The sequence below is a fragment of the Bacillus sp. RZ2MS9 genome (assembly GCF_001816185.2).
Classification (GTDB): Bacteria; Bacillota; Bacilli; order Bacillales; family Bacillaceae_G; genus Bacillus_A; species Bacillus_A cereus.
Genome location: NZ_CP049978.1, coordinates 2709144 through 2721926 on the forward strand (window position 1 = coordinate 2709144; position 12783 = coordinate 2721926).

Sequence of the window (12783 nt, forward strand, 5' to 3'; positions counted from 1 at the left end):
TTAGTATGTTCTTCTTCTCTTAATAGTGCTTTATTATGATATACTAGGAAAACGCAAACTGATTACACTAGAAAGGACTGAACATTTTGCAATTCAAACTTATAACAGAACTTGCTGATTTAGAAACTGCCTTTCATATTCGAAAAGAAGTATTTGTAAAAGAACAAGGTGTCCCTCTTGCAGATGAATTCGATACATTCGATGAAATCGGAGAGCAATGTAAACATATTTTAGTTTATTATCATGAACTTCCTGTAGGCACAGGTCGTATACGATTTGTTGATGGTGTCGGAAAATTAGAACGTATTTGTATTTTAAAAGATTATCGTACATACGGATTAGGTAAAGTCATCATTCAAACGTTAGAAGAACTTGCTCGTAACGAACAAGTTACGAAAGTGAAACTACACGGTCAAACACAAGCTGAAGGATTTTATAAAAAATTAGACTATGAAACTTCTTCTGATATATTTATGGAAGATGGCATTCCGCACATACTTATGACGAAAATGTTATCATAATAAAAAGGGTAGTATATGAATCTTATGTATTCATACACTACCCTTTTTTATTAATAGAAAAGTGAATTCTCAAGATTACCTTTTGCATCAAAGCCCATCATCTCTTAGTTCATACCTAAGTAAAGCTTACACTGTTTTCCATAATGATAATGCATAAATCCAGTTTGGATCACCATTTCCTTGATAACTCTGGACTGCTTCATATACTTTTCCTTCGTGTAGAACTCTATCTCCCTTTTTATATGCTTTTTTTGCATCCCACGCTTCATATGAAGCGCTTTCGGTTTTTGTAGTAATTGTGAATATATCACTCTGTACGGATTCATTTCCAGCTACATCAACAGCTTTCACTACATATTTATAAGTAGTATTAGCGAGCAGATTTTTATCCAAATAAGAAGTTGTATTGGATGTTGCAATCTTTTTCATTGATCCTTCTGTTTCTCTATAAATATCATAATGGTCTACACCAATATTATCGTCAGATGGACTCCACATTAAATCCACACTTGACGCTGTCGTTCCCATACTATGTAATCCTTTTGGTTGTGTTGGTGCTTCTGTATCAGGAGTCTCAACTGTCGTTTTTACTGTAAGCGCTGTACTTTCTGTCGATACATTGCCAGCTGCGTCAATTGCTTTTACAGTATAAGAGTATTCTGTACTTGGCTGTAACTTCTTATCAATAAAATGAGTCCCTGGTACTGTATCAATCATCTCTCCGTTACGGAAGATTTGATATCCTTTTACCCCTACATTATCCGTAGAAGCGTTCCATGTTAGTTCTACACTATTCGCTGTTACTTTTTGCGTCTGAAGTCCATTTGGAATACTTGGTGCTTCTATGTCTGGTTTCACATCATTAATAAGATTAACATCAATTACATTATAGAATGCATTTGCTGTATCAGCTACATCCCATACTGCTAAAATCACATGATATCCACTACGATCAGTAGGTACATTGATTTTATGAGTTAAATTATTTGAAGCTGCAGAACCATCATGTTGTACAGTTCCAATTGGTTCGAAATCTGCTCTTGTTAGCGCTTTATTTGGATTCCATCCTTTTTTAGTAATATAGTAATGCCACTTACTCGTTAAGTGAGGCGCAGTATACTTCCAAGTAAATGTATTTTCCCCACCAGTGATTGTATTTTTAAACCAACGATTTGCTGTTTGTTGATCTAAAATACCACCAAATTTTCCGCCTGCTGAAGCAATTTGTCCATCTACTGGACCACCTTGTGGGAACCCTTTTGGAGCTTCTAAACTTTGTGGTTCATACATAACACTTCCACAGTTTACATTTAGCGCACCATAAGTTGGACTACATAAAGCGGATCGGCTACCGGGCTTTTCAACAAAACCGTGCGCATAAGCATTTTGAGGAATAAGTGTCGTACTAATAATTCCAGCTGTTAATGCTACAACTCCTAAACTTTTTTTGTTCATTTTCATATTTTGTAGTTGTTTTAAAAATCGATTATTCATGTTCATGTCCCCTTCTTGTTATACTTTGTAGTGGAATGTGGGCTTTGATGTAAAAGAATAACAAGAGACAAACTTGTACCGATGTATGTGTTAATTATGCATACACCGCAGTGAAAATATATTTTTTCCTTGTGAAACATTTCACTTTATGAATATATCATGACATAGAACTCGCCTAAGCATGTGCAGAAGTTGTGCAGAAACAGTGAAATTATTACTAACATATAAAACCACATCCTGAAATCATAAAGTAAAACTTTAATTAGTTGGGGTTTTACGGTCGGTTAATACGGGATAAAATAAAAGTGTGCAGCAGAAATTGTAGACTTAGTTCTCAAAATTCACATTTAGTATTTTCATTTTTTCCATTTAAACAATTCTTCTCTTCCTACAACAGAAAAGTGTCTATATCATTTAATATAGACACTTTTTTCATGTATAACTTTATATTTATTACTGACCTACAAATGTAAAGATTTCATCAACAGCTTCTTTATATCCACCCGATGTTCGGAATGATTCCTTCAAATTCAAAGCAGCCTCTTTATATGAAGGGTTATTTAAAACTAACTCCACACTTTCACGCAATTTCTCCACGGTTAATTCATTCATATGTAATTGAACTCCTGCTCCAAGACTCTCCACTTGCTTTGCGATTGCTGGCTGATCTGCACTTTGCGGTATTACAACGAGCGGAATCCCATTATACAGTCCTTCATGCACACTGTTCATCCCGCCGTGTGTAATAAATAGTTTCGTATAAGTAAGCAGTTCGGTTTGAGGCACATAGTTTTTCACAATGAAGTTTTTAGGGATTTCGCCTAGATCACTTATTTTTGTTTTATTACCAATAGACATGACAATTGTATGCTCGCTATTCTCAAAGGCCTTCATACACAGTTTATAAAAATCAATCGCTTCATTAAAAACAGTACCTAATGAAATATAAATCGGACTTTTTTCTTGAATTGAAGTAAAATCAACGTCTCTGTTTTTTACTTGTGCAGAGATAGATGGTCCTACAAATTTATATGTTTCATCAAACGTATCACCAAAAGGCTGGAACTCCTTAATTGTATACACAATAGTAAGGGGTGCAGGATTACAGAAAACTTCATACGGTGATTTTATTTCAACACCATATTTTTCAGCAATTCCCTTCGTTAAGTTTTGAAAATCATTCTGTATTTTATCATGAATTTCTACTGGGATATTTTTTGACAGATGACCTAACATTTGCTCAAAAGATTTTTCATCCTGCGCAAAAGATGTACATGAATTTATAGATGGCAATTTAAGAATTTGAGCAATTAAGTGCCCACAGCCAAACATAGAATCATGAATTATGTAATCAAAATGTTCACCTTCAATTTGTTCTAGAACACTAGGTATAACAACATCTGCTGTATGTAGAAGACCGTTTATTCTTTCCTGTAAATAATTTCTGCCTCCAGATAGAAACGCTTTTATAAATTTTTGATCGTCAATCGTTCGTACAGTAGCACCTGTCTTCTCAATTCGTTCCCTAAAAGCTTCTATTGAAAAATAAACGACCTCTTCACCACGAGAAATCAATTCTTCTACAACTTGTAAAGTTGGATTTATATGTCCTTCTGATCCAGCGTTAATAAATAAAACACGCGCCATAATAAACACTCCTTACGTTAAATCGTTTCTATGTTGGAAAAGTACGGATTCTCTCCATACTCTTTTCTTAGTTGTTCGTATCATGTTCCTACTAAATTGATCTAGCAAGTCTAAAACCGAGATCATCTATATGAAATGTAGGATGGCTTCGACGACGACAAGTAGCGCCGCACCCTCTCGCTGTTTCAGCCCAACTACCACCACGAAAAATGCGGTATGATCCGTACACTGTTTCATCATACAAATCATAACACCATTCCCAAACGTTCCCTAGCATATCATAAAGTCCCCATGCATTCGGTTCTTTTTGGCCAACGTCATGAATCTCTCCATTTGAATTTTCATTATACCACGCTATATCATGAAGTTTCCCGTATGTATATCCGGTTGTACTTGCTTTACATGCATATTGCCACTCTGCCTCACATGGTAATCGGTAGCCATTCGAATCTAAATTACATTTCACAATTTGACCACCATCACTAATAGAATAATATTCTTTTAATCCCGCTATTTTTGAAAGTACATTACAAAACGCAATGGCATCGTTCCATGAAATATTTACAACTGGTTTATGATTTTTTTCAAAATTATTTAATGTGCTATTTGTAATAGCATCATATAGTTCGATTGTTACAGCATACTTTGCAAGAAGAAATGGTTGAATTTGTACTAGCCATTCTTTTTTTATTCGATCATCTCTTAATACTACCTCTCCAGCTGGAATATTTACCATTAATGAATTGATTGTTTGAATTAAATCATTAGTCATTTTCTATTCCTCCAAACGTTCATTTTATATGAATTTATAGTCATATACTCATTACAAAATACAATTTTCAAAAAGCGTTAAATTTTTCATAATAAAAAACGATTAGTTTAATTAAACTAATCGGTAAGATCCAAAAAGAATTGTTGTGTCACATTCTATTATTATATGTGCTCTAAAAATTTCCGAACCTCATTTGGAGATTTTAAAACAATAACCTTTTTCTCTTCGGACAATTGCTCTAACCCTTTTAAAATTGTAGGTCGTTTAGCATTAGGATATTTCCATATCCATTTAAAAAATTGCAAATCAAATCTTTCTTCACATCCCGCGCCCATATCTGGTCTTGTTTTATTCCGGTATTTTACAATTCTTTTAAACGCACGATAAATACAAATTGTTCTATGAATATCAAGGAAGATAATTGTATCAGCTGCATTCAGTCTGATATCCATCGTCCCGCCATAATTCCCATCAATAATCCACTTCTCATCTTTAATTAAGTTATTTTGAACTGCTATTTGTTCTTCTCTCGGAACACCTTCCCAATTCGGTTTCCAAAATAATGCATCAAGATGATGCACCTTAATATTTAATTTATTTCCTAACTGCCTTGCTAATGTAGATTTTCCTGAACCACCAGAACCAATTAATATTATTTTTTTCATACCTTTACGATACATTCTATAACTTCTTCAATAGCTTCCTTATTAGCAAAAATCCAGAAGAACATTTCTTCATTTAACTTTAATAAATCTGGTAACTGGACAAAATAAGCAATAAAGATAATTTGAATTGAAAGCATAACATACCAAATAGCTTTTAGTTCTTCTTTCGTTAAATCATTTTGTTTATAATAACCTTCAAAGACTTTGCTAACGATATGTAACCATTTCCCTCTTAATCTTTCATTACTAAATAGCTCGCTTAATACACTTGTACAGCAATAACATAAATCAAATATTTTTACATTATTTTCTAAAATCTCAAAATCTATAAACCCTTCCAGTTTATCATCTTTAAAGATTACATTCGATAGATGCATATCACGATGAATAATTTGTCTCGGTAATGAATGGACCGTTTCCTCGAAAGCTGCGTGCATTCGCTCCATCTTTTGAATTACCTCTCGATGAACATACTCATTCTTTTCTAAAATCGGTATAGCCCATTCAAATACCATCTTATATAAATCTCTTTTTATTAACTCATGGTCACTATTCACCGAATGTAATGCTTTGTGCAGATTAGCTATTTCTTCTCCAATTGTACTTGCTAGCCTTTCCAGCTTATTCGTATCTTTTATTTCTAAAACACTTCCGGCAACATACTCATATAAGCAATAATATTTTTCTTTATATAATACATATTGTTCATCATTTTCTGTCTTTACTACTCTCTGTACTTTAATTCCCTTTTCATACAGTTGCTTCAAAACATCGAATTCAACTAGAAGTTGCTTTATCGATCCCGTTCTCTTTAAAATGTACTCTTTATTCTTGCATAAAACCTTCGCTACTTTTGGTTGCATTACAGTAGCTGTGACATGTTCATTTCGAAACCAAAGCTTTGCAATTTCCAGTGCTTGTTCCATTTACAAATACCCCTTTTACAATTCTTATTTCTTCCGAAAAATAACCTCACACAGTATTCCCACTCCAACACCAATTGTATAAGCCACTACATCACTCCACAAAAAACCGTATCCCAACACGAGTCCCCCCAAAGTCGTTGCACGAATGCTATCTATCCATTCCGCATGATACAATTGGCTCGCTTCAATCCCGTAGCAAAACATTAAACTAATAAAAGCCAACTTCTTCGTCTCTGTTTTAGGAAACAAAAATCCAAAGCCAGTGAAAATCATTAATGCCCATAATGCATCACCTAAATAATCATTTAATAGATGTGGTAGTGCAAAAGCAAACTTTCTTGAGCTAAGACCTAAAATAATAACAACTATAGTAAATAGTGCATATACTACTCTATTTCGTTTCGTATTCATTTTAAAGTCTCCTAATATGTAATGTAAAACTGTAAATAGCTAGTAAAACAAAGTTATTTTACTAGCTATTTATTGATTGCTTTTATGATAAGAAAATGTGGATTCATATTTAAATAATGATATGATTTTTCGCTTACTTCTTTCATTTTTTCAATTGCCTTCGGTTCCATTATCTCTTCTAATACAAAATAATTTGTAGTTTCATTTAGTATGTCTTGTAATGATCTTCTAAAAAACTTGACTTCAATAGTAATATTCGGTTTAACCCAAGTATCTATTAATAACTGTTTTTCAAAATAATTTTCACATGGAAACTTTGTGAAATCCATAAAAGGATGATGAATAGAATAAATAAGTTCTCCACCTGGCTTCAATACACGACTAAATTCTTGAAATACTTGATTCCAATTTTCTATATAATGAAGAGTTAATGAACTTACAATCACATCATACGTATTATCTTCAAATGGCAATGTTTCTTGCAGATCATGACAAAGGAACGTCGCTTCTTCTCCTATATTTTCTTTTGCTGCTTTTACCATTTCAGGACTTACATCAATTGCTGTAACATTTGCTCCTCTTCCTATGAATTGAGAAGTATACCATCCAGCTGCACATCCAGCATCTAATATCTTTTTTCCTTCTAGTTCCTTTGGAATAAGCTCCATCATCGCCGGTCTTTCATAATAACTGTTATATGGATTTGCGAAATCTAGATTTTCTTTATATGTACTCGCTAATTTATCATACGTATCTTTAATCGAATCTTTCATTACACACACTCCTAATACATATTAATCCATTAACTCCTGCTGCTTTTTCTTTGAAAATGATTGTAGTACTAAATCATACGACCAATCAATCATTTTATTAATTTGCTCCTGCTCTATACCCTTATGAATATAAACGGTATTCCAATGTTTTTTATTCATATGATACCCTGGAATAATTGTTTCTGGATAATCTTCTCTTATTCTTAATGCGACTTCTGGATTACACTTCAATGTAATCGCAGCCTTTTCACCTTCTTCATGATTTACTATCGCAAATATTTTATTATTAAGCCTCATACATGTTGCACTCCAGCCATCTGGAGAATCTTCTGTCGCTTTTCTTTTCGATAAACAGTACGCTCTTGTTGCATTCATTTTAATTGGCACCTCTTATTCTTTCCCTGTTTGATTACGATGCATCACAATTTGCTTCGTTGCTTGAAATTGCTGCTCACCGTAAAACTTTATTAGCTTCTCTCCGCAAAATAGACTAACAATATCAATATGAGATATTTCTCGAAGTAATATTGTAAGCATTTTCTCTCCAATACCTTTATTTCTTACATTCTCATGTACGACAACATCTTCAATGTATGCTCGAAAAACACCATCAGAAACGACTCTAGCAAATCCAACTAATTCATTTTCTTCCCATACTCCAATGGCTATACTATTCTTTAACATTTTTTCAATATCGACTTCTTTTCTTTCTGGCCACCAACCGACAGAATCATAAAGCTTCTTAATTTTTTCTGCACAGATTGGTTGTTCTTGTTGCAATTTATACGTGTACATATGCTTTCTCCCATCAATCAGTATACATAATATTATTATAATCTCTTTTCAAAAAAGTGCTGACTATGACCTTTTGGATGATCTTCAACGATACCATACTCTCGGTAACCGTGCTTTTTATAAAATTCTGGCGCTTGAAAACTAAATGAATCTAGCAATATTAATCTGCACCCTTTTTCCTTCGCAATTTCTTCAATTTTATGTAACAGTTGACTACCATAACCGTCATGACGAACTGATTTATCAACCCATAAAAAGTCGATATGAAGATGATAAAAATACATCGTACCTGTTACACCACCAAATATTTTTCCTTCTTCATTTTTTACTACGAGGCTTACTTTTTCCATCGGCTGTTTTACTTCATCTGTTAAGATGGACATATTATATTGAATGACTTTATTTTTAATGTATTCTCCTTCAATACGTGTACCGTTCTCTATATGTTTCATATACATTGCTTCCTTTCAACTTAGTAAGCTACATTTTATTTTTCCCCTTTAAAATACTAATCAAAACGAATCCACCATATGTAACAAAGCATGAAAAGCCAATTATCCCTGGTACAGAGACATAGCCTACCCTTATGTAATTTATAACTGCAAAACAAGCGATAGACAATAAAATAGATGGCCAAAATATAACAGCTATTTTTCTTCGCCCTCGTTTCGATGTACTTTCTTTCTCTTCAGAAACACGTGTGCCAAAAAGCAATACAATACAAATAAGGATCGCTGCAAAGTAAATTGTATCTAATGACAAATTGTGATCATATAGGGCGATTCCAACTTCAAGAGCAATAATCGTTAAAATTAAAATAATGATTGTTAAAGTCTTTAAGTTTCTTTTCAATCGCTCACTCCTAGCATGCTTTCACTATATTCTTTGTATATGTACTTTAAAACTACTGCAAAAGCTTCATCTACCTCTTTATTTTCACCGCGATTCGGTAAATCTTTTCCCCCAATCACATAAAGAAGTGGAAGTTCGTTAAACATTCCTATTATACCAATAAATTCAATATCGAATATAAAAAACCTTTTCAGCAGCTCATATGAGCTATTAAAATAAGAAAAAGGTAGCATGAATTTTTTCTTGCTACCGAAAAATATTTATTCTTCTATAGGATTTTCAGGACCGTTAAGTTCCAGCTGATAAAAAGCTAAATCTAGCCATTTATTAAACTTATAACCAGCTTTTTTTATTGTTCCTGCATGAACAAATCCATAGTTTTGATGCAAGGCAATACTTTTCTCATTCTCTGCATCAATTCCAGCAATTAAGGTCATATACCCTATTTCCTTTGCAATTTTGATTAATTCTTTCATTAATGAAGACCCAATGCCATTTTTTCTATATGCCTTATCTACATACACAGAATGTTCAACTGAATATTTATAAGCAGGCCACGCTCTAAATGGGCCGAATGTCGCAAATCCTACTACTTTATTATCTAATTCATATACGATAATTGGATACTCTTCAGCCTTTTTTTGTTCATACCAATCTATTCTATTTTCAAGGGTTACAGGTTTATACGCATATACAGCTGTTGTATAAAGTATCGCATCGTTATAAATATCTAAAATGTATGCTAAATCTTTTTTCGTTGCTTCCCTTATCATTATTTTCTTCCTTTCATCATGTTCACCTTATTTTACTATCTTTTTAATAGTTTTATTTTATCGAAATTTCCGATTTTTATCTACATACGAATACTAGCTTTTCGGAAACCATCAAATATATTTATTGCAGCAGATAACATGTAGAAGAAAATTCCTCCCCCAATGAGCCACGTTTTAAACTCCTCTGAGGAAATAGTAAATGCATTTGCCAAATACGTAATAAACCCTGCGTTAAATACATGTGGATTTACTACAATTACAATGAATACTATCGTCCCAGCTATTTGAAGAATAGCATTCCCAATCGCCAATCTTTGCGTCCATTGTCCCTGCACTAATTTATAAAGGGATATACATATTTCAAAAACGATCATAATTACAACGATTGGCCAGTACTGCAATAAAACATCTTGATTAAAAGTTGGCGAGACAAACTTCAGTCCATTTGCCGTACCGTTATATACGCCAACAAGATAATTCGCATAAAAGTAAAGTGTAGCCCAAACTGCTGTCCACATTAAACCTCCAAAAACTTCAAACTTCGAGATTGCTTTTTTCTTTGGGATATACGAGATGTTTTTCAAATCATCTGGTGTCCATTTTTTTAAACTTGTCGTCAACGGCTCTATACCTTTGTCTTTATCTGTTCTTTCTAAAATAACAAACACAACTGTCAACCAGAAAAATACATGGAGGCCCACTTCAAAAATTTCCCCAATGCCTTTACCTATCAATTGTAAAATAACATTTAATACCGCTTGATCACCACTATAGCCTATAAAATTTTCTGCAACCATTGATATGAGTGCAATGACAGCTGCGATTGGTATAATCATTTTTAACAACGTTGTATATACATCAAAATAACGTGGTCCAATTAAATGCATCGGTCTATCCAAATAACCATTAGCCAATGAAACCGGACTCCCCAATTTTTCGAGAACGCTCTTTACATCTTCCTCATTATAATCTTCAGGTAACATATCATCTATAGTTGACCTTAGTTCAAGTGTAATATCTTCACGATTTTTTTCAGGTAATCTCTTCGCAACCTCTTGGATATAGAGATCAATTAAATTCATTCTCTTCCTCCTCCTTTAATAAGTTATAAAGTTCTTTCGAATCTTTTATCCATTCTTTTTTCAACTGCAAAAATATTTCTAATCCATAATCACTTAAAACATAATACTTACGAGGTCTACTCTCCGTTTTATCCCAACTACTCGTCACTAATTCCTGCTTTTCTAATCGGCGAAGTAGTGGATATAAAGTACTTTGATCAATTGTAACCCCTGATTGCTCTAATAACTGGACAAGTGAATATCCGTACTGCGGCGTTCTTAATTGACTTAAAACAGCTAACGTTAATGTCCCTCTTCTTAACTCAGTAATTAACGAATTTAATAAAGTATCCATTCACTCACCTCATTTCCATTACTATATGTCATACAGTATGTGTTTTATACTATGTATCGTACAGTATTAATGTGACAAAAACTATAATTTTTTACCAAAAAACAGATAATGAACAGCTCAAATTATATGATTTGTGCTTTTTTAGCTAAGTTATATATAACACTCTATAAGGTAACAACCTTAACTACTAATTTTGAAGTTCCAGTAATGCTATATTAAGTTACAAATATCGTATACATATGATGTGAACATAACATCTCACTATAGGAAGCTATAAAAACGGTGAATTACCATGCTTGAATAATTCCCGTTTTCAGCACCTAATCAACGTTATTTCCTTCATAAACTTCATCTTGTTCAAAATCTTTATTTTTGTTTGGTTTATTAGAGAAAAATAAAAAAAACAATTAAATTAGGTTAATTGTTTTTCAAATACAAAATCTTTATTTTTTTAAATAACCTATGATATTCGAAAAGACAAATTCTCCAAATGCAAGTGGTATATAAATAAACCATAACTTTAATATTGCCTTTGTTTCTTTGTGATCAGAATCCCCCATTAAAATCAACCCTATCCTTTATTTTCAAATATTTTGATTTTAATTCCAATAATAAGAAGATTATACCATTTACAAGTTTAATAGTCTATGTTTTCTAAAAATTAAATAAACATATCCCCTCAATATTCAGATAAACATAATAACTTTTTTACGTTTCATCTTCAAATTCAATAATGAGTCCTGTTAGAACCGCTACATTACCAATCGATTGGATCCCGTGACCAATAAAATCCATCTTAAATTCTTCCCACTTTAATTTATGTAATGATATAATAACACTAAATTTTCAACACGTGCTTAATAGATTGGGGACTTATAATGGATAAACCTCTCACTGCATTACAAACTATTATTATACATATGAATACAACTGAGCATTGGCATAATTTTATTTGTTACTGTCAGCATCGCGAAGCGGGACTTCGAAAATTAGCTTTTAAACATTTAGAGACATTTATTACAAATGCAAAGAAATGGGAATCAAAAGATCAAGAAGAGTTTGCCATTTCGCTGTTTACTATTTTAGATGTATTAAACGAAAAAGATGAGGTCTTAACTTTCTCACTAAATAGTTTTCTAATTGACATTCTATATAGATGGACAGAAAACAACCCATTTGATTCAAGACCTTTTAGATGGATAGGAATTTATATGGACTCTAGCAATAAAGAAGACGATTTAGAAAAATCCCTTCGAAAAGCGATTGAATTAGGTGGTGATACCGAACAAGAAGCCATGATATACCTAGTTTCTAATTACATCAATACTTTAGAATTTGGTACACATGAATTCCCTTCAGGTTATTGCGGAGATTTAAGTGAATGTATAGAAAAACTTCCCTATATGCTTCAATTAATTGATAGAATTCAGAATAAGAACATAAAGGAGCAAAACATTGGGCAAATACAAGAACAACTACACCTTATTCTAGATTGGTTAAAACATACACAAATTCCAGTAGATGCCGTTCGTGTACGGGAAAAAGAACAAACTAAGGAATTAGAAAAGGTCATTGTATATTATTTACACAACAGCTCAAGTCGTTAATTCATCGTGTACAGAGATAATAAAGTTGTTTAAAAAACGCCAGTCATGTTATTCAACAATCGGGCTATATAACGGAATAAATCCTTGTAAAAATTAAAAATATTTGAAATAATCGTCATTAAGTTGAAGTA

At 32.7% G+C, this 12783-nt stretch carries 17 protein-coding genes and 1 pseudogene; 2 read left to right on the forward strand and 16 right to left on the reverse strand.

The genetic code is table 11. The features are described 5' to 3' along the window. Positions 1-86: 86 nt before the first annotated feature. Complete coding sequence (locus BHV55_RS13845; protein ID WP_070757868.1) at positions 87-521, forward strand: GNAT family N-acetyltransferase; 435 nt, start codon at positions 87-89, stop codon at positions 519-521. A 126-nt stretch (positions 522-647) separates the two neighbouring features. Here BHV55_RS13845 and BHV55_RS13850 read toward each other — a convergent pair whose 3' ends face one another. The 16 genes and pseudogenes from BHV55_RS13850 to BHV55_RS27900 form a co-directional block, all read right to left on the reverse strand. After that, on the reverse strand, positions 648-2015 hold the full coding sequence (locus BHV55_RS13850) for a lytic polysaccharide monooxygenase (protein WP_001065164.1): 1368 nt from the start codon (positions 2013-2015) through the stop codon (positions 648-650). 453 nt (positions 2016-2468) lie between these two features. Next, on the reverse strand, positions 2469-3662 hold the full coding sequence (locus BHV55_RS13855; RefSeq protein WP_000124891.1) for a macrolide family glycosyltransferase: 1194 nt from the start codon (positions 3660-3662) through the stop codon (positions 2469-2471). Positions 3663-3753: 91 nt separating this feature from the next. Beyond that, the gene (locus tag BHV55_RS13860) at positions 3754-4434 is read right to left on the reverse strand and encodes a formylglycine-generating enzyme family protein (protein WP_070757870.1); all 681 of its coding nucleotides are present in this window, start codon (positions 4432-4434) and stop codon (positions 3754-3756) included. 161 nt (positions 4435-4595) lie between these two features. Next, positions 4596-5099, reverse strand: coding sequence for a DNA topology modulation protein (locus BHV55_RS13865; protein WP_000720552.1), 504 nt, complete (start codon positions 5097-5099; stop codon positions 4596-4598). Further along, complete coding sequence (locus tag BHV55_RS13870; RefSeq protein ID WP_070757872.1) at positions 5096-6025, reverse strand: phosphotransferase enzyme family protein; 930 nt, start codon at positions 6023-6025, stop codon at positions 5096-5098. The genes BHV55_RS13865 and BHV55_RS13870 overlap by 4 nt, the downstream gene beginning before the upstream one ends. Before the next feature lie 24 nt (positions 6026-6049). After that, positions 6050-6436, reverse strand: coding sequence for a ribosomal maturation YjgA family protein (locus BHV55_RS13875; protein WP_001093461.1), 387 nt, complete (start codon positions 6434-6436; stop codon positions 6050-6052). A gap of 65 nt (positions 6437-6501) precedes the next feature. Beyond that, complete coding sequence (locus tag BHV55_RS13880; RefSeq protein ID WP_070757874.1) at positions 6502-7209, reverse strand: class I SAM-dependent methyltransferase; 708 nt, start codon at positions 7207-7209, stop codon at positions 6502-6504. A gap of 21 nt (positions 7210-7230) precedes the next feature. Continuing rightward, positions 7231-7584 (reverse strand): MmcQ/YjbR family DNA-binding protein, encoded by a 354-nt coding sequence (locus tag BHV55_RS13885; RefSeq protein ID WP_000994626.1) that lies wholly within the window; start codon positions 7582-7584, stop codon positions 7231-7233. 15 nt (positions 7585-7599) lie between these two features. Next, the gene (locus tag BHV55_RS13890; RefSeq protein ID WP_000288969.1) at positions 7600-8004 is read right to left on the reverse strand and encodes a GNAT family N-acetyltransferase; all 405 of its coding nucleotides are present in this window, start codon (positions 8002-8004) and stop codon (positions 7600-7602) included. A 35-nt stretch (positions 8005-8039) separates the two neighbouring features. Next, positions 8040-8456: a GNAT family N-acetyltransferase gene (locus BHV55_RS13895; protein ID WP_000680418.1), complete on the reverse strand. Its 417-nt coding sequence runs from the start codon at positions 8454-8456 to the stop codon at positions 8040-8042. 28 nt (positions 8457-8484) lie between these two features. Further along, the gene (locus BHV55_RS13900; RefSeq protein ID WP_000827981.1) at positions 8485-8856 is read right to left on the reverse strand and encodes a hypothetical protein; all 372 of its coding nucleotides are present in this window, start codon (positions 8854-8856) and stop codon (positions 8485-8487) included. Further along, positions 8853-9002, reverse strand: a complete 150-nt coding sequence (locus BHV55_RS13905; protein ID WP_162200567.1) for a hypothetical protein — start codon at positions 9000-9002, stop codon at positions 8853-8855. The genes BHV55_RS13900 and BHV55_RS13905 overlap by 4 nt, the downstream gene beginning before the upstream one ends. Positions 9003-9116: 114 nt before the next feature. Continuing rightward, entirely contained in the window at positions 9117-9629 is a 513-nt protein-coding gene (locus tag BHV55_RS13910; protein ID WP_048567599.1) for a GNAT family N-acetyltransferase, read from the reverse strand. 80 nt (positions 9630-9709) lie between these two features. Next, on the reverse strand, positions 9710-10711 hold the full coding sequence (locus BHV55_RS13915) for an HAAS signaling domain-containing protein (RefSeq protein ID WP_070757876.1): 1002 nt from the start codon (positions 10709-10711) through the stop codon (positions 9710-9712). Next, on the reverse strand, positions 10698-11045 hold the full coding sequence (locus tag BHV55_RS13920) for a PadR family transcriptional regulator (RefSeq protein WP_000380301.1): 348 nt from the start codon (positions 11043-11045) through the stop codon (positions 10698-10700). Before BHV55_RS13920 ends, BHV55_RS13915 begins: the two co-directional genes overlap by 14 nt. 711 nt (positions 11046-11756) lie before the next feature. Further along, positions 11757-11831: pseudogene (locus BHV55_RS27900) on the reverse strand (DUF6944 family repetitive protein); the annotation flags it as partial. Between the two features lie 92 nt (positions 11832-11923). Here BHV55_RS27900 and BHV55_RS13925 point away from each other — a divergent pair. Then, the gene (locus BHV55_RS13925) at positions 11924-12652 is read left to right on the forward strand and encodes a hypothetical protein (protein WP_070757879.1); all 729 of its coding nucleotides are present in this window, start codon (positions 11924-11926) and stop codon (positions 12650-12652) included. Positions 12653-12783: the final 131 nt, after the last annotated feature.